Raw genomic sequence first — 22,188 nt, forward strand, 5'->3', positions numbered from 1 at the left:
CGACGTGCCGGACGCGCCCGACGTGCCGGACGCGCCTGGGCGGAACTCCTGCGTCTGCCCGCCCTGTTCAGCGTCCCCGGCGACGCGTTGGCCGGCACGGCCGCGGCCGGTGGCGGTCCCGGCCCCCGCACCCTGCTCGCCATCGGTTCCTCCCTCTGCCTGTACGAGGCCGGCATGGCCCTCAACGACTGGGCGGACCGCGACGTCGACGCCGTCGAACGCCCGCACCGCCCCCTGCCCTCCGGCCGCATCCGCCCGTCCGCCGCGCTCACGGCCGCCGGCGCGCTCACCGCGGCCGGACTGGCCCTGGCCGCCCGCGCCGGACGGCCGGCCCTGACCGTGGCCGCACCCTTGGCCGCGACCGTCTGGGCCTACGACCTCGGTCTGAAGCACACCCCGGCCGGACCCGTGGCCATGGGCGCCGCCCGGGGCCTGGACCTGCTCCTCGGAGCCGCGGCCAGCACCGGCCGCACCAGCCGGGCCCTGCCTTCCGCCGCCCTCCTCGGCACCCACACCGTCGCCGTGACGACGGTCTCCCGGCAGGAGGCACGGGGCGGCTCCCCCCTGGCCCCGCTGGCGGCCCTCGCGACGACCGCCCTGCTGATCCGTCTGCTCACGCACCGGTCCGAGGGGCCGGCGACCGGACGTTCTCGGACCACCGGCCACGGGCCGACGGACCCCCGTCCCGCCAGGCACCAGCCCGGGCAGGCGTCCGCAGAGTTGCTCACCGCGGCGTGCGCGGCCGCCTACGCCGCGACCACCGCCCGCCCCTACGTCCACGCCACCCTGAACCCGTCACCTCCCCTCACCCAACGCGCCGTCGGCGCCGGCATCCGCGCCACGATCCCCCTCCAGGCCGCCCTCACCGCGCGCTCCCGGGGCACGGCCCGCGCACTCCTCATCGCCGCCCTCGCCCCGCTCGGAGCGAGGTTCGCGAAGAAGGTGAGCGTCACATGAGCCACGAAGTGCCGTCGGCGTCGGCCGACCTCGCGTCGGCCGCGTCGCCCGCCGGGCCCGACGCGCCGACCTCCCTCCGCTTCGGCTACGGCACCAACGGCCTCGCCGACCTCCGGCTCGACGACGCGCTCGCCCTCCTCGCCGACCTCGGTTACGACGGCGTCGGACTGACCCTCGACCACATGCACCTCGACCCGCTCGCCCCCGACCTCGCCGCCCGCACCCGCCGGGTCGCTCGGCGGCTGGACGCCCTCGGCCTGGGCGTCACCGTGGAGACCGGCGCCCGCTATGTGCTCGACCCGCGCCGCAAGCACGGCCCGTCCCTGCTCGACCCGGACGTCGATGACCGGGCCCGCCGCGTCGACCTCCTCGTACGGGCCGTCCGGGTCGCCGCCGACCTCGGTGCCCACGCGGTCCACTGCTTCAGCGGCATCGTCCCGGAGGGCACCGACACGGACACCGCGTGGCAGCGCCTCGCCGAGACCCTCACCCCCGTCCTGGACGCCGCCGGCTCCGCGGACATCCCCCTCGCCGTCGAACCGGAGCCGGGCCACCTCCTCGCCACCCTCGCCGACTTCCACCACCTCCGCCGCCTCCTCGGCGGCCCAGGGCCTCTCGGCCTCACCCTCGACATCGGCCACTGCCAGTGCCTCGAACCCCTTTCTCCCGCCGACTGCGTGCGAGACGCCGCCCCCTGGCTGCGGCACGTCCAGATCGAGGACATGCGGCGCGGCGTCCACGAGCACCTCCCCTTCGGCGACGGGGAGATCGACTTCCCGCCGGTCCTGGCGGCCCTCGCCGCCACCGGCTACCAGGGCCTGACCGTCGTCGAACTGCCCCGCCACTCCCACGCCGGCCCGCACTTCGCCGCCCACTCCCTCCCGTTCCTCCGTCACGCCGAGCGGACCGCGGCCACCGCGTCGCACCAGCCCGCTCCGGCCCTCCAGCAGGCCGCGCCACCCCACGGCGCTCCCTCGGCCACCTCTGAAGGGAGCAGCACCAGATGACCCACCCCCGCGCCACGCCGACGGCGAGAACCGAGAGCACCCAGGACACTCCCAGCGCCGGAACCGACACCGGCCGAACCACCCCTGACACGACCCTCCGCCCTCTCCCCACGCTCACCGACCTCCGTCACCACCTCAGCACCCACCTCGATCCGGCCGCCCGCGCCTGGCTGGAGCACGCCCTCGACGAGGCCGCCGCGCACCCCGGCCTCCACGGGCCCATCTCCGTGTGGGAACTGCGCCTCGCCGAGGCCGGCCGCCGCTGCGGCGCCGCCCACGCCGACGCCGCCCGGGTGCTCATCCTCGACGCGGCCCGCGCCGGCACCGACGCCCTGACCCGGGTCTACTTCCAGGGCACCGCCGACGAGCGCCGGGCCGTCCTGCACGCCCTGCCCCACCTCGTCCCCGGCCCCGACGCGCTCCCGCTCGTCGAGGACGCCCTGCGCACCAACGACACCCGGCTCCTCACCGCCGCCGTCGGCCCCTACGCCGCCCGGCACCTGGCCCCCCACGCATGGCGCCACGCCGTGCTGAAGTGCCTGTTCACCGGTGTCCCCGTCGACCACGTGGCGGACCTGCCCGGCCGCGCCCGCGGCGATGTCGAACTCGCCCGCATGCTGGGCGACTACGCCGCCGAACGCACCGCCGCCGGCCGCCCCGTCCCCGAGGACCTGCACCGCGTCCTGGACCTGACCGAGTCCGTGAACCCGGCCCCCGGCACGGACCACCCCCACGGCAAGGAGTCCTGATGCGCATCTTCGACCCCCACATCCACATGACGTCCCGCACCACCGACGACTACGAGGCCATGTACGCCGCCGGGGTCCGCGCCGTCGTCGAGCCCTCCTTCTGGCTCGGTCAGCCGCGCACCTCGCCCGCGTCCTTCCGCGACTACTTCGACTCCCTCCTCGGCTGGGAGCCCTTCCGCGCGGCCCAGCACGGCATCGCCCACCACTGCACGATCGCCCTCAACCCCAAGGAGGCGAACGACCCGCGCTGCGTGCCCGTCCTCGACGAACTGCCCCGGTATCTCGTCAAGGACAACGTCGTGGCGGTGGGCGAGATCGGCTACGACTCCATGACCCCCGCCGAGGACACCGCCCTCGCCGCGCAGCTCCAGCTGGCCGCGGACCACGGCCTGCCCGCGCTCGTGCACACCCCGCACCGCGACAAGCTCGCCGGCCTGCGCCGCACCCTGGACGTCGTCCGGGAGTCCGCCCTGCCCGTGGAACGCGTCCTGGTCGACCACCTGAACGAGACCACCGTCAAGGAGGCCCGGGACAGCGGCTGCTGGCTGGGCTTCTCCGTCTATCCGGACACCAAGATGGACGAGGAGCGGATGGTCGCGATCCTGCGCGCCTACGGACCCGAGCAGGTCCTGGTCAACTCCGCCGCGGACTGGGGGAAGAGCGACCCCCTCAAGACCCGCAAGGTCGGCGACCTGATGCTCGCCGAGGGCTTCGACGAGGACACGGTCGACCTGGTGCTGTGGCGCAACCCGGTCGCCTTCTACGGCCTCAGCGGCCGTCTCCACCTGGACGTCACCGGCACGGAGGCCACCCACGAGGGCAACTCCATCCTGCGGGGCGCCCCGAAGGACCCGCAGGAGCCGGACGCCGGCCCCGACGTGCCGGTCCGCGTCCCCGCCGCGGAGGCGTGAGCCATGCGCTTCCGCCACCCCGACGGCTCCACCGTCCACCTCGCCTACTGCACCAACGTCCACCCCGCCGAAACCCTTGAAGGGGTCCTCGCCCAGCTCCGCGACCACTGCGAACCCGTCCGCCGCCGCCTGGGACGCGACCGGCTGGGCATCGGGCTGTGGCTCGCCAAGGACGCGGCCCACGCCCTCGTCACCGACCCCTCCGCGCTGCGCGGCCTGCGCACCGAGCTGGACCGGCGCGGCCTCGAGGTCGTCACCCTCAACGGATTCCCCTACGAGGGCTTCGGTGCCGAGGAGGTCAAGTACCGCGTCTACAAGCCCGACTGGGCCGACCCGGAACGCCTCGACCACACCACAGCCCTGGCCCGCGTCCTCGCCGGACTCCTCCCCGACGACGTCACCGAAGGCACCATCTCCACCCTGCCCCTGGCCTGGCGCACCGCCTACGACGACCAGCGAGCCGAGGCCGCCCGGGCCGCCCTGCGCACCCTCGCCGAACGCCTCGACGCCATCGAGGAGCTGACCGGCCGCTCCCTGAGCGTCGGCCTGGAACCGGAACCCGGCTGCGTCGTCGAGACCACCCGAGACGCCATCGCCCCGCTCACCGCGATCGGCCACGACCGCATCGGCGTCTGTGTCGACACCTGCCATCTCGCCACCTCCTTCGAAGACCCGCACACCGCCCTGGACGCGCTCACCGACGCCCGCGTCCCCGTCGTCAAATCCCAGCTCTCCGCCGCCCTGCACGCCGAACACCCCCATCTGCCGGAGGTCCGCGAGGCCCTCGCCGCCTTCGCCGAACCCCGCTTCCTGCACCAGACCCGTACCTCGACCGCCGCCGGGCTGCGCGCCACCGACGACCTCGACGAGGCCCTCGCCGGCCACGCCCTGCCCGACGCCTCCCCCTGGCGCGCCCACTTCCACGTCCCCCTGCACGCGGCCCCCGCCGCACCCCTGACCTCCACCCTCCCGGTCCTGAAAGCCGCACTGACCCGGCTGGTCGGCGGCCCGGCCCCGCTCACCCGCCACCTGGAGGTCGAGACCTACACCTGGCAGGCCCTCCCGCCCGAGCTGCGCCCCAAGGGCCGCGCCCAGCTCGCCGAGGGCATCGCCGCCGAGCTCACCCTCGCCCGCGACCTGCTGACGGACCTCGGCCTGAAGGAGCTGCCATGAGCACCCATGAGCACCCGGATCCGGCCACCGCGGACCGCGAGCGCCCCACCCCGCTCCTCGTCCTGGACGTCGTCGGCCTCACCCCGCGTCTCCTCGACCACATGCCCCACCTCAAGGCGCTCGGCCAGTCCGGCTCCCGCGCCCCACTGGGCACGGTCCTGCCCGCCGTCACCTGCGCCGCCCAGTCCACGTTCCTCACCGGCACCCTGCCCTCGGAGCACGGCATCGTCGGCAACGGCTGGTACTTCCGCGAACTCGGCGACGTCCTCCTGTGGCGCCAGCACAACGGGCTCGTGGCCGGCGACAAGCTCTGGGACGCCGCCCGCCGCGCCCACCCCGGCTACACCGTGGCGAACATCTGCTGGTGGTACGCCATGGGCGCCGACACCGACATCACCGTCACCCCCCGTCCGATCTACTACGCCGACGGCCGCAAGGAACCCGACTGCTACACCAGGCCGCCCGCACTGCACGACGAACTCACCGAGAAGCTCGGCACCTTCCCCCTGTTCCACTTCTGGGGCCCCGGAGCGGACCTCGTCTCCAGCCGGTGGATCATCGACGCGACCCGCCACGTCATCCGCACACGCCACCCCGACCTGACCCTCTGCTACCTCCCTCATCTCGACTACGACCTGCAGCGCTTCGGCCCCGACGACCCGCGCTCCCTGAAGGCGGCCGCCGATCTCGACAGCGCCCTGGCACCGCTCCTGGACGACGCCCGGGCCGAGGGACGCACGGTCGTCGCGCTGTCCGAGTACGGCATCACCCGCGTGAACCGGCCCGTCGACATCAACCGCGCCCTGCGCCGCGCCGGCCTGCTGGAGGTGCACACCCAGGACGGCATGGAGTACCTCGACCCGATGGCGTCCCGTGCCTTCGCGGTGGCCGACCACCAGATCGCCCACGTGTATGTGCGCCGCCCCGAGGACCTCGACGCCACCCGGGCCGCCCTCGACGGCCTGCCCGGCATCGAGCAACTCCTCGACGACGAGGGCAAGAAGACCCATCACCTCGACCATCCGCGCGCGGGCGAACTCGTCGCCGTGGCGGAACCCGACGCCTGGTTCACGTACTACTACTGGCTCGACGACGCCCGCGCGCCCGACTTCGCGCGACTCGTCGAGATCCACCGCAAACCCGGCTACGACCCGGTCGAACTCTTCATGGATCCCCTCGACCCCTACGTCAAGGTCAAGGCGGCCACCGCTCTGGCGCGCAAGAAACTCGGCCTGCGCTACCGCATGGCGGTCGTGCCCCTGGACCCCTCACCTATTCGGGGCAGCCATGGCCGCCTCCCGCAGAGCGACGACGACGGCCCGCTCCTCATCTGCTCCACCCCCCGCGCTGTCGGCGACCGCGTCGCGGCCACCGATGTGAAGTCACTGCTGCTCCGACTCGCCGGTCTCGGCTGAGGCCGTAGCCCTCAGTCCCGACTGGTCACAAGTGAAGCACTCACCACTGACAACGCCCCGCGATCACGAGGAGTTCCACGCATGAGCCGCTTCTCCCAGCCCGACCCCGAACTCGCCCACCGCCTCAGCAGACGCGGCATGCTCGGCGTGGCCGCGGGCGCCACCGCCGCCGCCCTGCTCGGCGCCGCGGCCCCGGCGACGGCCGCCGCCGGCAACGCGACAGCCGCCAACGGCAACGCTGCGGCCGCCACCGGCACGGCCTCCGGCGCCAAGGGCCGCGGCCGGCCCGTCCTGCCGCCCGGCCGCCTCGGCATCCAGCTCTACACCCTGCGCGACAAGGTCTCCACCCTCGGCTTCGGCCCCGTCTTCGCCGAACTGGAGAAGTACGGCTACGACGAGGTCGAGTTCGCCGGCTACACCCAGGGCTCGGCCGGTCCCATCACCCTCGCCCAGCTCAGGCGACTGGCCCGCAGCCACGGCCTGAACCCGATCGGCAGCCACGTCGGCTACTACTCCAGCGACCCGAACGCCTACACCTTCGCCCAGAACCTCACCAAGGTCCTCGACGACGCCCAGGCCCTCGGCCTCAAGCACATCGGCACGGCCGCCGGCCCGTTCCGCTACGGCTCGACCGTCGACGCCTGGAAGCGCGCCGCCGAGGACTTCAACACCTACGGCGCGGCCGCGAGGGCCCGGGGCATGAAGTTCTACCAGCACAACCACTCCGAGGAGTTCTCCTTCGCCACCGACAACCCCAAGGTCCGCCTCTACGACGTCCTGCTCAAGGAGACCGACCCCGACCTCGTCTTCCTGGAGATGGACATCTACTGGGCGTATGTCGGCCAGTTCCGGTTCTCCAAGCGCCCCGACGGCACACCCGCACCCTTCGAACCGCTCGACTACGTCCTGCGGCAGCCCGACCGCTACCCGCTGTTCCACGTGAAGGACGGCGAGAGCGACCCGTCGAACCCGTACGGCTACCGCATGGTCGACGTCGGCGACGGGGACATCGACTACCAGCGGTTCATCTCCGCCGTCACCCGGCTGCGCGGCCACCGCCTGGCCCACCACTGGCAGGCCGAGCACGACAACCCGGCCGAGTCCTTCACCTTCGCGCGCCGCTCCAGCGCACACCTGCACTCGCTGCGGGAGAAGTGCTGAGCGCCGTTCGGGCATGAGGAGGCCCCTCCCCGGCCGGGGAGGGGCCTCCTCATGTGGGGGGAAGGGTCAGCCCACGGGCCGCGCCTCGGCGCGTCCCGGCTGGCGCAGGAGCAGCGCGACCGCCGCCGCGAGCATCGACACGCCCCCGGCGAGCGCGTACGCGCCGTTGTAGCCCCAGGCCGCGACCACCATGGAGCCCAGTCCGCCGCCGAACAGGCCGCTGATCAGCTTGCCGCTGTAGACCAGCCCGTAGTTGCTGGCGTTGTAGTTCTCCCCGAAGTAGTCCGGCGTGAGCGCCGCGAACAGCGGGTAGAACGCGCCGCCGCCGAAGCCGGAGAGGAACGCGAAGAACAGGAACAGCCACTCGCTCCTCAGGTCGCCCGCCCAGATCACGCCGAACTGGGCGAGCCCCAGCACGACGATGACGAACACCAGGGTCGACTTGCGGCCCCACCGGTCGGACAGCCAGCCCACGACCCCGCGGCCGATGCCGTTGACGACCGCCATCACCCCCATGGACGACGCCGCCACCAGCGGGCCGAAGCCCACGTCCTTGGCGAAGTCGACCTGGAACGAGATGCCGAAGATCGACACGCCCGCGGTCATCACCACCGAGATCCACATCAGGGGCAGCATCCCGCTCCTGATGGCCTCCTTCGGGGTGAACTGCCGTACCGCCGGAGCGTTCTTGGCGAGGCTCGTGGCGTTCTTGCGGTCGCCGGAGAAGGCCAGCGGGTCGATCTCGGCCGGCCACCAGTTCTTCGGCGGGTCCTTGAAGAAGAACGCGCAGGCCAGCACCACGATCATGATGTAGCAGCCGATGAGGTCCAGGACGCGGTGGTAGTTCGCCGTGTCGAAGCCGTAGTTGAAGATGAAGATGAACGGCAGCGACCCGTACGCGAACCCGCCGTTGACGAAGCCCGTGCGGGCACCCCGTCGCTCCGGGAACCACTTGCCGACCATGTTGATGCAGGTGGCGTAGACGAGCCCGGCGCCGATCCCGCCGACCACGCCGAAGCCGAGGATCGCCAGCAGGACGTTGCTCAGGTGCGACAGGGCGAGGAACCCCAGCAGGCACATGACGGACCCGATGTACATGGCCGTACGGGCGGTCAGGACGCCCTTCTCCCGCAGCCAGCCCGCGGGGAAGGCGATGCCGGCCTGGAAGAACACCCAGACGCTGAGGATCCAGAAGGTGTTGCTCTGCGTCCAGCCGTGCGCGTGGGACAGGGTGTCCTCCGCGGAGCCGTACGCGTACTCGAACACGCTGATGGCCATCATGGCGAGCCACGGCAGGTACACCATGAGCTTGCGGGAGTGGCCGAGGATGTCCCGGTCGGTCTCGCCGACGCGGTAGACGCGGCCGTGGGTGTCGGTGACTTCGCGGTAGGGACGGTGTGCGGCGTCGGAGGATGTGGGGGAGTCGCTTGCTGCGTACGGATCTGCCGTCATGTCAGGCCGTGTCCTCGCCGAGCGGTTGCGGGTTGGGAGCGATGCGGTGCTTGTCCTTGTCGCGTCCCGGCGGGGTCAGGAACAGCGCCACACATCCGGCGAAGAGGGAGATGGAGCCGGCCAGGATGAAGGCACCGGAGTGCCCCCAGGCGCCGACGACCACGGCTCCCATGCCGGCGCCGAGGCCGGAGACGAGCTTGGCGCTGTAGACCATGCCGTAGTTGGACGCGTTGTTGTTCTCACCGAAGTAGTCGGCGGTGAGCGCGGCGAACATCGGGAAGATGGCGCCGCCGCCGAAGCCGGAGATGGAGGAGAAGACAAGGAACAGCGGGAGGTTCTCGGCGTTCGCCGACCAGAGGATGCCGTACTGGGACAGGCCGAGGATGACGCACACCACCAGCAGGCACCGCTTGCGGCCGTACAGGTCGGAGAGCCAGCCGATGACACCGCGGCCGGTGCCGTTGACGATCGCCTTCAGGGACATGGCCGTGGCGACGATCCCGCCCGCGAACCCGGCCTCCTCGCCGATCTCCACCTGGAAGGCGATGCCGAAGATGTTCACCCCGGACGTACAGGCCAGGCAGAACCACATCAGGGCCACCCGGCCGGTCTTCCAGGCCTCCTTGGGGGAGTACTGGCGCACCGCCGGCGGGTTCATGCGCAGCGAGCGGGCCGCGCGCGGGTCCTTCGGCGGGTTGAGCGGGTCGATGTCCGCGGGCCACCAGTTCTTCGGCGGGTCCTTGAAGAAGTAGCCGGAGAAGGCGACGATCCCGGCCAGGAACACACCCACCGAGACCAGTACCCAGCGGAAGTTGGTGAGGTCCATGTAGCCGTTGAAGAGGAACACGAAGGGCACCGAGCCATAGGCGAAACCGCCGTTGACGAAGCCGGTCTTGCCGCCCTTGCGCTCCGGATACCACTTGCCGACCATGTTGACGCAGGTGGCGTACACCATGCCCGCGCCCATGCCGCTGAACATGCTGAAGCCGATGTAGGCGAAGACGACGTGCGGTGCGAAGGCCAGCGACAGGTAGCCCATGAGGGTGCCCGCCGCGCCGCACATCATGGCCCAGCGGGCCGGGAGTTTTCCGCTCTCTCGCAACTTGCCCGCGGGGAAGGCCACCGCGGCCTGGAAGAAGACCCAGACGGTCATCATCCAGAAGATGTGCATGCTGTTCCAGCTGTGCGCCGTGTGCAGGGTCTCCTCGGCGGACGCGAACGCGTACTCGGCGGAGGAGATGCCCATCATGCCGATCCAGGGCAGGATCACCATCCACTTGCGCTTGCGCCCCATGATGTCGATGTCGGTCTCACCGAGACGGTAGACGCGACCGTTCGCGTCGGTGACCTCCCGGTAGGGAACCGTGGTGGGCAGATCGGTCGTTGTCATGTCGTGTCGCACCCCTTGCGTCGAAAGATCTGGCCAGCGCCCCCTGTCCCATGCCTTTCGTGCGCGTGCGAGTCCCGGGGCCGGCCGACGCGCACCGTCGGCCGGCCCCCCGCTGCCTCACCTCATGTACCGCCCCCCAGCAGACCCGCCTCCCGCGCCCAGCGGTACTTCGCGCCGAGCACGGCCACCGGCTTCTCCGTCGTGTACGGATACGCCACGACCCCGCGCTCGAAGAGGTACTGGCAGGCCTCCTCGACCTCCACGTCCCCGGCGAGCGACGCCACCACGGGCTTCTCGATCCCCCGCTCCCGGAACTCGGCCACCACGCGCGCGGTGAGCTCCGCGAAGACCATGGGAGGAGTGACGATGGTGTGCCAGTAGCCCAGGACCAGCGCGTGGATGCGCGGGTCCTCGAGACCCAGCCGGATCGTCGCCTCGTACGTCGACGGCGGCTCGCCCCCGGTGATGTCCACCGGGTTGCCCGCCGCCCCGAAGGGCGGGATGAACTTCCGGAATGCCTCGTCGAGGTCGGGCGGGATCTCCATCAGGGACAGGCCGTTGTCCGTCACCGCGTCGGAGAGCAGCACCCCGCTGCCGCCGGCACCCGTGATGATCACGACGTTGTCGCCCTGGGGCGCCGGCAGCACGGGCAACGCGCGCGCGTACTCCAGCATGTCGTTCAGCCCCGGCGCCCGGATGACACCGGCCTGGCGGAGGATGTCGTCGTAGACCGCGTCGTCACCGGCCAGGGCGCCGGTGTGCGAGCCGGCCGCCTTCGCTCCCGCCGCCGTACGGCCCGCCTTCAGCACGATCACCGGCTTCTTCGGCACGGTCGCCCGCGCGGCCTCCACGAAGGCGCGCCCGTCCTTGAGGTCCTCCAGGTGCATCGCGATGCACTGGGTGTTCGGGTCCTCCCCGAACCAGGTCAGCAGGTCGTCCTCGTCCAGGTCCGACTTGTTGCCGAGCCCGACGATCGCCGACACGCCCGTCTTGGTGGTGCGCGCGAAGCCCAGGATGGCCATCCCGATGCCACCGGACTGCGAGGTCAGCGCGACCCCGCCCTTGACGTCGTACGGCGTGCAGAACGTGGCGCACAGGTCCTGCCAGGTGGAGTAGTAGCCGTAGATGTTCGGCCCCAGCAACCGGATGCCGTGCCGCTCGGCGATCGCCACGATCTCCGCCTGGAGTTCGTGCTCGCCGGTCTCCGCGAACCCGGAGGGGATCAGCACGGCGTTCGGGATGCCCTTGCGTCCCACCTCCTCCAAGGCCGAGGCCACGAACTTGGCGGGGATCGCGAAGACCGCCACATCCACCTCACCGGGAACGTCGGTGACACTCTTGTACGCCTTGCGGCCCAGAATGTCATCGGCTTTGGGATTCACCGGATGGATGTCGCCCGCGAACCCTCCGTCGACGAGGTTGCGCATCACGGAGTTGCCGATCTTGCCCTGTTCGTTGGAGGCGCCGATCACGGCGACCGCGCGCGGCTGCATCAGCCGGCGCATCGAGGCGAGGATCTCGTCGCGGGAGTACTTCCGGCGCGGCGCGGGCTGCGACTCGGCGAGGATGACCCGGATGTCGGCCGCGACGGCCCCCTCCGCCGTCGCGATCACCGGGTTGAGGTCCACCTCGGCGATCTCCGGGAAGTCCGCGACGAGTTCGGACACGCGCCGGATCTGCTCGGCGACGGCCCACCGGTCCACGCCCGCCTGGCCGCGCACCCCGCGCAGGATCTCCGCCGACCGGATCGAGTCGAGCATCGACAGCGCCTCGTCGGCGTCGACCGGCGCGAGCCGGAAGGTGACGTCCTTGAGGACCTCGACGAGCACGCCGCCGAGCCCGAAGGCGACCACCTTCCCGAACGTCGGGTCCGTGACCGCTCCGACGATGACCTCCTGCCCCTTCGGCAGCAGCTCCTGCACCTGCACACCCGAGATGCGGGCGTTCGCGTCGTACGCACGCGCGTTGTCGATGATGGTGTGGAAGGCGGCCCGGACGTCCGCGGCGCCCTCGACGCCGACGATCACCCCGCCCGCGTCGGTCTTGTGCAGGATGTCCGGCGAGACGATCTTCATGACGACGGGCCCGCCGAAGCGCGCGGCGAACGCCACGGCCTCCTCGACGTCGGTCGCCAGCTCCTCGCCCGGTACGGCGATCCCGTACGCGTCGGCGATCACCTTGCCCTCGGGCGCGGTCAGCGCGGTCCGCCCCTCGGCCCGCACGGATTCCAGCAGGGACCGCACCCGCAGGACCCGGTCTTCGGCCATCACGTCAGATCACTCCGTTCGACTTGAGCAGGCGCACTTCCTCGTCGCCGAGGCCGAGTTCGCCGACGTAGACCTCTTCGTTGTGCTCGCCGAGCAGGGGTGAACTGGTCACCTCCACGGGCGAGTCGGACAGCTTGAGCGGGCTGCCGACGGTCACGAACTCGCCCCGCTCGGGGTGCGGCACGGTGACGACCATCTCGTTGGCGACCAGCGACCGGTCCTCGATGATCTCCTTGGTGGACAGGATCGGCCCGCACGGGATGTTGTGCGCGTTGAGCCGCTCCAGCACCTCCCACTTGGGCAGCGTCGAGGACCACTCCTCGATCAGCTGGAACATCTTGTTGAGCTTGGGCAGCCGGGCCTCGGGCGTCGCCCATTCGGGGTCGTCGGCCAGCTCGGGCCGGCCGATGAGCTCGCTGATCGGCCGCCAGCCGACGGGCTGCACGATGACGTACACGTAGTCGTTCGGGCCGCCCGGCGCGCACTTGACCGCCCAGCCGGGCTGCCCGCCGCCGGACGCGTTCCCGGACCTGGGAACCTCGTCGCCGAAGTCCTCGTTGGGATATTCAGCGAGCGGCCCGTGTGCCAGACGCTGCTGGTCCCGCAGCTTCACCCGGCACAGGTTCAGTACAGCGTGCTGCATGGCCACGTTGACCCGCTGCCCGCGACCGGTGCGCTCCCGTTGGTAGAGCGCGGCGAGGATGCCCGCCACGGCGTGCACACCCGTCCCCGAGTCCCCGATCTGGGCCCCAGTCGCCAGCGGCGGCCCGTCCTCGAAACCGGTGGTCGCCATCGACCCGCCCATGGCCTGCGCGACGACCTCGTACGCCTTGAAGTTGGTGTACGGGCCCTCGCCGAACCCCTTGATGGAGGCATAGACGATACGCGGATTGATCTCCTGGATGCGGTCCCAGGTGAAGCCCATCCGGTCGACCGCGCCCGGCCCGAAGTTCTCGACCATGACGTCGGAGCGCCGGATCAGCTCGGTGAGGATCTCCTTGCCGCGCTCGGTCTTGGTGTTGAGGGTGATGCTCCGCTTGTTGCAGTTGAGCATCGTGAAGTAGAGGGAGTCGACGTCCGGCAGGTCACGCAGCTGCTTGCGCGTGATGTCGCCGGTCGGCGCCTCCAGCTTGACGACGTCCGCGCCGAGCCAGGCGAGCAGCTGGGTCGCGGAGGGCCCGGACTGGACATGGGTCATGTCCAGGACGCGGATGCCTTCGAGGGCCTTGGTTCCTGTCATCGGGGGCACCTCACTTGTACATGGTCTGGTTCATGGTTCCGGGGGCGTACGCGTCGGGATCGACCCAGACGTTGATCAGCGACGGCTTGCCCGACTCGCGGGCGCGCCTCAGGGCCGGGCCGATGTCGGCGGGGTCGCGGACCTCCTCGCCGTAACCGCCGAGCATCTGGGCGAACTTGTCGTAGTGGACGTCGCCGAGGGTGTTGCCGATCCGTTCGCGGTCCTTGCCGTACTTGGCGGCCTGGCCGTAGCGGATCTGGTTCATGGAGGAGTTGTTGCCGACGATGCCGACGAAGGGGAGGTCGTAGCGGACGAGCGTCTCGAAGTCCCAGCCGGTCAGGGAGAACGCGCCGTCGCCGAAGAGCGCGACGACCTCCTTGTCGGGCCGCGCCTGCTTGGCCGCGAGCACGAAGGGGACACCGACGCCGAGCGTGCCGAGCGGACCCGGGTCCATCCAGTGCCCCGGGGACTTGGGCTGCACGACCTGCCCGGAGAAGGTGACGATGTCGCCGCCGTCGCCGATGTAGATCGAGTCCTCGGTGAGGAAGTCGTTGATCTCGCTGACCAGGCGGTAGGGGTGGATGGGTGAGGCGTCCGACTTCAGGCTGGGCAGCCGCTTCTCCAGGGCGGTCTGCTCGGCCGCCCGCAGCTCGTCCAGCCACTCCTTGCGCTTCGACGCCCCGCCGTTGACGCGCCCGGAGGCCGCCTCGGTCACCGACTTCAGCACGAGTCCGGCGTCGCCGACGATGCCGAGGTCGATGTCGCGGTTCTTGCCGACCGTGCGGTAGTCGAGGTCGATCTGCACGACGGTCGCGTCCTGCGACAGCCGCTTGCCGTAGCCCATGCGGAAGTCGAAGGGCGTGCCGACGATGACGATGACGTCGGCGTTGGAGAAGGCGTACCGGCGCGACAGCTGGAAGTGGTGCGGGTCGCCGGGCGGGAGGGTGCCGCGGCCGGCGCCGTTCATGTACGCCGGGATGTTCAGCGTGCGCACCAGCTCGATGGCCGATTCGGTGCCCCGGGTCGTCCAGACCTGGCTGCCGAGCAGGATGGCCGGTTTCTCGGCGTGCACCAGCAGGTCGGCGAGCTTCTCGATCGCTTCGGGATCGCCGGCCGAACGGGTCGAGGCGCGGTAGGCACCGGCCTGCGGCACGCGCGCCTTCCCGGCCGGCACCTTGGCGTCGAGCACGTCGCGCGGGATCTCCAGGAAGGAGGGTCCGGGCGCGCCGTGGAAGCACTCGCGGAACGCCATGGACACCATGTCCGCCGCGCGCGCCGTGTCCGGCACGGTCGCCGCGAACTTGGTGATGGGGTTCATCATGTCCACGTGCGGCAGGTCCTGCAGGGATCCCATCTTGTGCTGGGTGAGGGCCCCCTGGCCGCCGATCAGCAGCATGGGGGACTCCGCGCGGAAGGCGTTGGCGACACCGGTGACGGCGTCGGTCGTCCCGGGGCCCGCGGTGACCACCGCGCAGCCGGGCTTGCCGGTGATGCGGGCGTAACCGTCCGCGGCGTGGGCGGCGACCTGCTCGTGGCGTACGTCGACGACCTCGATGCCCTCGTCGACGCAGCCGTCGTAGATGTCGATGATGTGGCCGCCGCACAGCGTGTAGATGCGCTCGACCCCCTCGGCCTTGAGCGCCTTGGCTACGAGATGACCACCGGAGATCACGTCCTGGGTGTCGTCGGGCATGGCGAAGTCCTGTCCCTTCGTAGGGGGTTGGAGCGGCTCGCAGTACATTGCATACAGTCGACGAATACTGTATGAAGCTTGTTATCCCGCATCCGGTGGGTGGTGTCCAGGGGGCGTGCGGCACTTTCAGACAGGAGCCGGAATGGACCTGTACGAACACCAGGCAAGGGAACTCTTCGAAGAGCACGGCATCTCGGTGCCGAGGGCCGAGGTCACCGACTCGCCCAAGGAGGCACGCGGGATCGCCCGCCGACTCGGTGGCCGAGTCGTGGTGAAAGCCCAGGTGAAGACCGGTGGACGCGGCAAGGCGGGCGGGGTCAAGGTCGCCGCCGACCCCGCCGCCGCCGAGCTCACCGCCCGTCAGATCCTCGGCATGGACATCAAGGGCCACACGGTCGGCACGGTGATGCTGGCCCAACCCGTGGACATCGACACCGAGTTCTACGTGTCCTATGTACTCGACCGCACGGCCGGCCGCTTCCTCGCCATCGCCTCCGCGGAGGGCGGCATGGACATCGAGGAGGTCGCCGCCACCCGGCCCGAGGCCGTGGCCCGCATCCCCGTCGACCCCGCCGAGGGCGTCACCTCCGCGAAGGCGGGTGAGATCGCCGAGGCCGCCGGACTGCCGCCGCAGACCGTCGACGTCCTCGTACGGCTCTGGGAGGTCCTGGTCCGCGAGGACGCCCTCCTCGTCGAGGTGAACCCGCTGGTGCGCACCCGGCAGGGGCGGATCCTCGCCCTCGACGGCAAGGTAACCCTCGACGACAACGCCCGCTTCCGCCAGACACGCTGGGGTGCGGACGACGTGGAGCACGACGACTCGCTGGAGGCGGCGGCCGCCGCCAAGGGCCTCAACTACGTCAAGCTCGACGGCGAGGTCGGCATCATCGGCAACGGCGCGGGCCTGGTCATGTCGACCCTCGACGTGGTCGCGGGCTGCGGCGCGCGGCCCGCCAACTTCCTCGACATCGGCGGTGGGGCGAGCGCCCAGATCATGGCGGACGGACTGTCGGTCATCCTCTCCGACCCGGACGTGAAGTCCGTCTTCGTCAACGTCTTCGGCGGCATCACCGCCTGCGACGCGGTCGCCGACGGCATCGTCCAGGCCCTGGACAGCGTCCGCCTGACCAAGCCGCTCGTCGTGCGCCTCGACGGCAACAACGCGGCCCGCGGCCGGGCCGTCCTCGACGAGCACGCGCATCCGCTCGTCGAGCAGGCCACCACCATGGACGGCGCCGCCGCCCGTGCCGCCGAACTCGCCACCAACGCCTGAGGAGAGGGAACGCCATGGCCATCTACCTCACCAAGGAGAGCAAGGTCCTCGTCCAGGGCATGACCGGCGGCGAGGGCATGAAGCACACCCGGCGGATGCTCGCGGCCGGCACGAACGTCGTCGGCGGCGTCAACCCGCGCAAAGCCGGCCGCACCGCCGACTTCGACGAGCGTGCCGTGCCCGTCTTCGGCTCGGTCGCCGACGGCATGCGCGCGACCGGGGCGGACGTCACCGTCGTCTTCGTGCCGCCGGCCTTCGCCAGGGCGGCCGTCGTGGAAGCCGCCGACGCCGGCATCGGGCTCGCCGTCGTCATCACCGAGGGCATCCCCGTCCACGACTCCGTCGCCTTCACCGCGTACGCCCGGCAGAAGGGCACCCGCATCGTCGGCCCCAACTGCCCGGGCCTCATCACCCCGGGCCAGTCCAACGCGGGCATCATCCCGGCCGACATCACCAAGCCCGGCCGCATCGGGCTGGTCTCCAAGTCGGGCACGCTGACGTACCAGCTCATGTACGAGCTGCGCGACATCGGCTTCTCGACCTGCGTCGGCATCGGCGGCGACCCCGTCGTCGGCACCACGCACATCGACTGCCTCGCCGCCTTCCAGGACGACCCCGACACCGAACTGATCGTCCTCATCGGGGAGATCGGCGGCGACGCCGAGGAACGGGCGGCGGCCTACATCCGCGAGCACGTCACCAAGCCCGTCGTCGGCTACATCGCCGGGTTCACCGCGCCCGAGGGCAGGACCATGGGGCACGCGGGCGCGATCGTGTCCGGCTCCTCCGGTACGGCGCAGGCGAAGAAGGAGGCCCTGGAGGCGGTCGGGGTGAGCGTGGGCAGCACACCGACCGAGACCGCGAAACTCGTGCTGGCGCGTCTCGAGGAGCAGCGGTAGCGAGCCAGGACCTCCCGCCCCCGCCCCCGACCGTGCACCGAGAGCGGAGCAACCCCATGGCACCCACCCTCACCCTCAAATCCGGCACGTCCTGGCCCGAGGCGTGGCAGCGCTGCCTCGCCGTCGCCCCGGAGGCCTTCCGGGACGACCGGGTCCTCAACCTCTGGAACGCCGACTGGCAGGAGGACGGCCGGGTCCTGCCCGCCGTCAGCCCGGTCGACGGCAGTCCCATCGCCGGCCCGCCGCGCCTGGACGGGACGACCGCGCGCCAGGCAGTGCGCGCGGCCCTCGACCAGCACCGGGCCTGGCGGCACGTCCCACTGGAGGAGCGCCGGGCCCGCGTCGCGGCCACCCTCGACGCCCTCGCCGAACACCGGCGACTGCTCGCGCTGCTGCTCGTCTGGGAGATCGGCAAGCCCTGGCGGCTCGCCCAGGCGGACGTCGACCGGGCCATCGACGGGGTCCGCTGGTACGTCGACGGCATCGAGCCGATGCTCGCCGAACGGGCCCCGCTGGACGGCCCGGTGTCCAACATCGCCAGCTGGAACTACCCGATGAGCGTGCTCGTTCACGCCATGCTGGTGCAGGCACTGGCAGGCAACGCGGTCATCGCCAAGACCCCGACCGACGGCGGTGTCGCCTGCCTGACCCTGGCCTGCGCGCTCGCCGCCCGCGAGGGGATCCCCGCGACCCTCGTCAGCGGCAGCGGAGGCGAGCTGTCCCAGGCGCTGGTGCGGGCGCCCGAGATCGGCTGCGTCTCCTTCGTCGGCGGCCGCGACACCGGCGCCGCGGTGGCCACGGCCGTCGCCGACCTCGGCAAACGACACGTACTCGAACAGGAAGGACTCAACACCTGGGGCATCTGGAACTACTCGGACTGGGACACGCTCACCGCGGTGATCCCGAAGCTCTTCGACTACGGCAAGCAGCGCTGCACGGCCTACCCGCGCTTCGTCGTCCAGCGGCAGCTGTTCGACGCGTTCCTGGCGGCGTACCTCCCGGCGGTCCGCACGCTCAGGGTCGGCCACCCGCTCGCCGTCGAGAAGCGGGACGACCCCTACCCGGAGCTGGACTTCGGTCCGGTGATCAACGCGGCCAAGGCGAAGGAACTGCAGGACCAGATCGCCGAGGCGCTCGAGCGCGGCGCCGTGCCCCTGCACCGCGGCAGTCAGGCCGACGCCCGGTTCCTGCCCGGCCAGGACACCTCGGCCTACGTCCAGCCGGTCACGCTCCTCAACCCGCCCTCGTCCTCTCCGCTGCACCACGCGGAGCCGTTCGGCCCGGTCGACACGATCGTCCTGGTCGACACGGAAGCGGAACTGCTGGCCGCGATGAACGCCTCGAACGGCGCGCTGGTGGCCACGCTGTCCACGGACGACCGGGCCACCTACGAGCGGCTCGCCCCGCACATCCGCGCGTTCAAGGTCGGCCACGGCCGGCCCCGCTCCCGCGGCGACCGCGACGAGCTGTTCGGCGGGCTGGGCGCGTCCTGGCGCGGCGCGTTCGTCGGCGGCGAACTGCTGGTGCGCGCGGTGACACGGGGCCCGGCGGGGGAGCGGCTCCCGGGGAACTTCCCGGAGTACCAGCTCGTGCCGTGACCAAGGGCGGTGCGTCCGGCGCGGGCCCGCCCCGCGGGTTCCCGGCGCCGGACGGCACCGGGGAGGTGCTCAGCCGATGCCCTGTCGGTCCGGGCGCAGGGCGAACGCGCGGTCCGCCGCGGTCGGTGCGGTGCGGGCGACCGCCTGGCGGAGCAGTTCGCGGTGGCGTAGCAGCGGCTCGCGCCGCTCCGGGGGCGCGAGCAGGAGCAGGTCGTCGAGTCCGGCCAGCATGCGCCGTGAGACCTGCGGGCTCCCGGCGGCGCACCCCCGCACCTCGGCGAACCCGAGATCCACCAGCTCCGTCCACCCCGGCACGGGCTGCACCAGCCGCACCGTCCCACCGCGGTCCCGGTGCGGCACCGCCTCCAGCGGATGCCGGCTCAGCGCGGCCAGGAACTGCACGACACGGTCCAGGGCCTGGACGGCCGTCGTCGGATCGTTGATCGCGGGCGACAGGGCGCGCAGCGCGATGTCGGACAACTGGCGCAGCCCGAAGCCGAGATCCTGGTGGTAGGTCCGCTCCACTCCCACCGCGATCGTGTAGCGCAGCGCCCTGCGCGGTGGCGCGGCCCCGCCGTGCACCGCCAGCACGGGCGTACCGGGCACCACGAAGTCCCCGATCCGCGGAATCAGCCGCAGCACCACCCCGTGCGTGCGCGCCACCCGCACCAGCCGCGCGATGTGCACGTCCCGCAGCACCCCCGCCCGGCCCTCGTGCGTCACCCACGCGGTCGCCGAACCGAGCGGGGCGGCGTCCTGCCCGCCCTCCGGCACGGGCATCGAGGCGGCCACCCGGAAGGACTCCGTGGCGATCCGCGCGATCACATGGCTGATCCGCATCAGCCGCAGGGTGGTGTTCACGTACAGCACGAAGAGCAGCAGGCTGAGCGCGACCATGCAGAGCGTGAGGACGGACTGCACCAGCGGCACAGACGTGACGGCACGGGGATCGCCGGCCGTCTCGAAGGAGGTCAGGACCAGCAGGGTCAGCACGAACGTCGCCAGGAAGACCGCGAAGGTCGCCTTGGTGATCCGGCTCCGTACGAAGAGGCGCACCACGCGCGGCGTGAACTGTCCGCTCGCCATCTGCACCGCCACCAGCGAGATGCTGAACACCACCCCGATGAAGGTCATCATCGCCGAGCCGACCGCGCTCACCACGGCCTTCGCGTCCTCCGAGAACCGCAGCAGCTCGTCGAGCGTCTCGTGGTCGCCCTCTTCCTTGAGCGCGTCGACGACGGCCGTGTCGAGCGCCTGCGCGGCCACCCAGACCACGAAGACGCTCACCATCGCCGCGGTGGGGGCGAACCAGAACGTGTCCCGCAGATGCTCCCTCAGCGGCGACAGCGCACGCGGGCGACGCCCCGCGGGAGGGCTCTGGGTAACCATCCAGTCACTCATGGTGCGACCCTAGGCGCATCGGACCCCGAGGTCCCGGACCCCCGCCCGGCGGACGGAAACGCAGGTGAAAGGCACTCCGAAACCTTGGTATTGTTGTCCCTGTCGCCGCGGGGAACACCCCTGGCAAGGCGGCAGACACCTGGTCCGGGTGGCGGAATGGCAGACGCGCTAGCTTGAGGTGCTAGTGCCCTTTATCGGGCGTGGGGGTTCAAGTCCCCCCTCGGACACCAGCGACACAAAGGGTGCCGACCAGATCATGGTCGGCACCTTTTCCGTGCAGTCGGCTTCTCGAGACTCCTCCTGCGGTCGCCGCGCGCTACGTACCCGATCCGTCCCGCCCCGCGACCCGGCGCGCGGCGATCACCATGACGACGGTGGCCACCAGGGCGATGCCGGCGCCCACGTACAGCGGTGCGGTGTAGCCGAGGCCCGCGCTGATGGCCAGGCCCCCGAGCCAGGCCCCCAGCGCGTTGCCGACGTTGGACGCCGACACGTTGGCGCTGGCGGCCAGCGCCGCCCCGTGGGCGTAGTCGGTGACGCGAGTGATCATGCCGGGCACACTGGCGAACCCCGTCACCCCCAGCACGAACACCAGGACCACCGAGGCGACCGCGCTCTCGGCCAGCAGGCCGAACAGGACCAGGGTGAGGGTGAGCGCCAGCAGGGCGAGGACCAGGGCCCGGTCGCGATCGCGGTCGGCCGCGCGCCCCCCGACCAGGTTCCCGACGACCAGGCCGACGCCGTACATCATCAGCAGCCAGGCGACATCGGCCGGTGCGAAGCCGCTGACCTCGGTGAACGTGTAGGCGATGTAGCTGAACGCGCCGAACATCCCGCCGTAACCGAGCGCTGTGGCGATGAGGGTCAGCCAGACCTGCCAGGACCGGAACGCCCGGAACTGAGCCGCCAGGCCGAGGGGTGGTACCGGAGCGGCACCGTCCTGGGGCTTCCCCGGCGGCGCCTGGCCCGCCCAGGCGGGGACCAGGGCGGCGATACCGGCCAGCGCGAGCACGCCGATCGCGGTCACCGCCCAGAACGCCGCCCGCCAGCCCCACCGCTCACCGACCAGCGCGCCGAACGGCACGCCCAGCACGTTGGCGAGGGTCAGTCCGGCGAACATGATCGCCACGGCCTGGGACTTCTTCTCCGGCGCGACCAGAGCGCGCGCGACCAGCGAGCCGATCCCGAAGAACGAACCGTGGCACAGCGCCGCGACGATCCGCCCGAGCAGCATCACCGGGTAGCTCGGCGCGATCGCGGACAGCAGGTTGCCGAGGACGAACAGCGCCACCAGGCCGATCAGGACCTGCTTGCGGGGCAGCCGTGCGGTCGCCGCGGTCAGCGCGATGGCCCCGACCGCGACACTCAGCGCGTACCCGGAGATCAGCCAGCCCGCAGCCGCCTCGGACACGGCGAAACTCGACGCCACCTGGGGCAGCAGCCCGGCGATCAGAAACTCGGTCAGGCCGATGCCGAACCCGCCGAGCGCCAGCGCGACGAGCCCGCTCGGCATCCGCCGCCGCTCGGAGCCGGGCTCCCGCAACGCGAGTATGGAAGGGTCGTCGCTCATGGGCGCGGGGGTGGCCTTTCGGGAGGGGGCGG

General features: G+C 71.4%; 17 protein-coding genes and 1 tRNA gene. 11 read left to right on the plus strand and 7 right to left on the minus strand.

Annotation, left to right across the window (positions count from 1 at the left end):
• Nucleotides 1-48 precede the first annotated feature (48 nt).
• From C1703_RS33785 to C1703_RS33815, 7 genes are all read left to right on the plus strand, one after another.
• A complete protein-coding gene (locus C1703_RS33785; protein WP_232840804.1) occupies nt 49-957 on the plus strand; it encodes an SCO3242 family prenyltransferase in 909 nt (302 codons plus the stop codon).
• On the plus strand, nt 954-1,964 hold the full coding sequence (locus C1703_RS33790; protein ID WP_114256400.1) for a sugar phosphate isomerase/epimerase family protein: 1,011 nt from the start codon (nt 954-956) through the stop codon (nt 1,962-1,964). The genes C1703_RS33785 and C1703_RS33790 overlap by 4 nt, the downstream gene beginning before the upstream one ends.
• Nucleotides 1,961-2,713, plus strand: coding sequence for an EboA domain-containing protein (locus C1703_RS33795; protein WP_114256401.1), 753 nt, complete (start codon nt 1,961-1,963; stop codon nt 2,711-2,713). Before C1703_RS33790 ends, C1703_RS33795 begins: the two co-directional genes overlap by 4 nt.
• Nucleotides 2,713-3,624 carry a TatD family hydrolase gene (locus C1703_RS33800; protein WP_114256402.1) on the plus strand — a complete coding sequence of 304 codons (912 nt, stop codon included), beginning with the start codon at nt 2,713-2,715 and terminating at the stop codon, nt 3,622-3,624. Before C1703_RS33795 ends, C1703_RS33800 begins: the two co-directional genes overlap by 1 nt.
• A gap of 3 nt (nt 3,625-3,627) precedes the next feature.
• Nucleotides 3,628-4,797, plus strand: coding sequence for a metabolite traffic protein EboE (gene eboE, locus C1703_RS33805; RefSeq protein ID WP_114256403.1), 1,170 nt, complete (start codon nt 3,628-3,630; stop codon nt 4,795-4,797).
• The gene (locus C1703_RS33810; protein ID WP_114256404.1) at nt 4,794-6,212 is read left to right on the plus strand and encodes a nucleotide pyrophosphatase/phosphodiesterase family protein; all 1,419 of its coding nucleotides are present in this window, start codon (nt 4,794-4,796) and stop codon (nt 6,210-6,212) included. Before eboE ends, C1703_RS33810 begins: the two co-directional genes overlap by 4 nt.
• Before the next feature lie 81 nt (nt 6,213-6,293).
• A complete protein-coding gene (locus tag C1703_RS33815) occupies nt 6,294-7,373 on the plus strand; it encodes a sugar phosphate isomerase/epimerase (RefSeq protein ID WP_114256405.1) in 1,080 nt (359 codons plus the stop codon).
• Between the two features lie 66 nt (nt 7,374-7,439).
• Here C1703_RS33815 and C1703_RS33820 read toward each other — a convergent pair whose 3' ends face one another.
• The 5 genes from C1703_RS33820 to C1703_RS33840 all read right to left on the minus strand — a co-directional run bounded on the left by C1703_RS33820 (nt 7,440) and on the right by C1703_RS33840 (nt 15,415).
• Nucleotides 7,440-8,825: an OFA family MFS transporter gene (locus C1703_RS33820; protein ID WP_114256406.1), complete on the minus strand. Its 1,386-nt coding sequence runs from the start codon at nt 8,823-8,825 to the stop codon at nt 7,440-7,442.
• 1 nt (nt 8,826) lies between these two features.
• On the minus strand, nt 8,827-10,215 hold the full coding sequence (locus C1703_RS33825) for an OFA family MFS transporter (protein ID WP_114256407.1): 1,389 nt from the start codon (nt 10,213-10,215) through the stop codon (nt 8,827-8,829).
• A 122-nt stretch (nt 10,216-10,337) separates the two neighbouring features.
• Nucleotides 10,338-12,482 carry an acetate--CoA ligase family protein gene (locus tag C1703_RS33830; protein WP_114257721.1) on the minus strand — a complete coding sequence of 715 codons (2,145 nt, stop codon included), beginning with the start codon at nt 12,480-12,482 and terminating at the stop codon, nt 10,338-10,340.
• A gap of 4 nt (nt 12,483-12,486) precedes the next feature.
• Nucleotides 12,487-13,722: a formyl-CoA transferase gene (frc, locus tag C1703_RS33835; protein ID WP_114256408.1), complete on the minus strand. Its 1,236-nt coding sequence runs from the start codon at nt 13,720-13,722 to the stop codon at nt 12,487-12,489.
• A 10-nt stretch (nt 13,723-13,732) separates the two neighbouring features.
• Nucleotides 13,733-15,415, minus strand: coding sequence for a thiamine pyrophosphate-binding protein (locus tag C1703_RS33840; RefSeq protein WP_114256409.1), 1,683 nt, complete (start codon nt 15,413-15,415; stop codon nt 13,733-13,735).
• A 142-nt stretch (nt 15,416-15,557) separates the two neighbouring features.
• Here C1703_RS33840 and sucC point away from each other — a divergent pair, with 142 nt between their 5' ends.
• The 3 genes from sucC to C1703_RS33855 are packed head-to-tail and all read left to right on the plus strand — an operon-like array spanning nt 15,558 to nt 19,185.
• Nucleotides 15,558-16,688 carry an ADP-forming succinate--CoA ligase subunit beta gene (gene sucC, locus C1703_RS33845; RefSeq protein WP_114256410.1) on the plus strand — a complete coding sequence of 377 codons (1,131 nt, stop codon included), beginning with the start codon at nt 15,558-15,560 and terminating at the stop codon, nt 16,686-16,688.
• 14 nt (nt 16,689-16,702) lie between these two features.
• Entirely contained in the window at nt 16,703-17,587 is an 885-nt protein-coding gene (sucD, locus tag C1703_RS33850; protein ID WP_114256411.1) for a succinate--CoA ligase subunit alpha, read from the plus strand.
• 56 nt (nt 17,588-17,643) lie between these two features.
• Nucleotides 17,644-19,185 carry an aldehyde dehydrogenase family protein gene (locus C1703_RS33855; RefSeq protein WP_114256412.1) on the plus strand — a complete coding sequence of 514 codons (1,542 nt, stop codon included), beginning with the start codon at nt 17,644-17,646 and terminating at the stop codon, nt 19,183-19,185.
• Between the two features lie 69 nt (nt 19,186-19,254).
• On the opposite strand, the gene C1703_RS33860 is transcribed toward C1703_RS33855, so the two are convergent.
• On the minus strand, nt 19,255-20,586 hold the full coding sequence (locus C1703_RS33860) for a DUF2254 domain-containing protein (RefSeq protein ID WP_114256413.1): 1,332 nt from the start codon (nt 20,584-20,586) through the stop codon (nt 19,255-19,257).
• 142 nt (nt 20,587-20,728) lie between these two features.
• On the opposite strand from C1703_RS33860, the gene C1703_RS33865 reads away from it, so the two are divergent.
• Nucleotides 20,729-20,816, plus strand: a tRNA-Leu gene (locus C1703_RS33865).
• An 86-nt stretch (nt 20,817-20,902) separates the two neighbouring features.
• Here C1703_RS33865 and C1703_RS33870 read toward each other — a convergent pair.
• Nucleotides 20,903-22,099, minus strand: coding sequence for an MFS transporter (locus C1703_RS33870; RefSeq protein ID WP_114257722.1), 1,197 nt, complete (start codon nt 22,097-22,099; stop codon nt 20,903-20,905).
• Nucleotides 22,100-22,188: the final 89 nt, after the last annotated feature.

This window comes from Streptomyces sp. Go-475 (assembly GCF_003330845.1).
Lineage (GTDB): Bacteria > Actinomycetota > Actinomycetes > Streptomycetales > Streptomycetaceae > Streptomyces.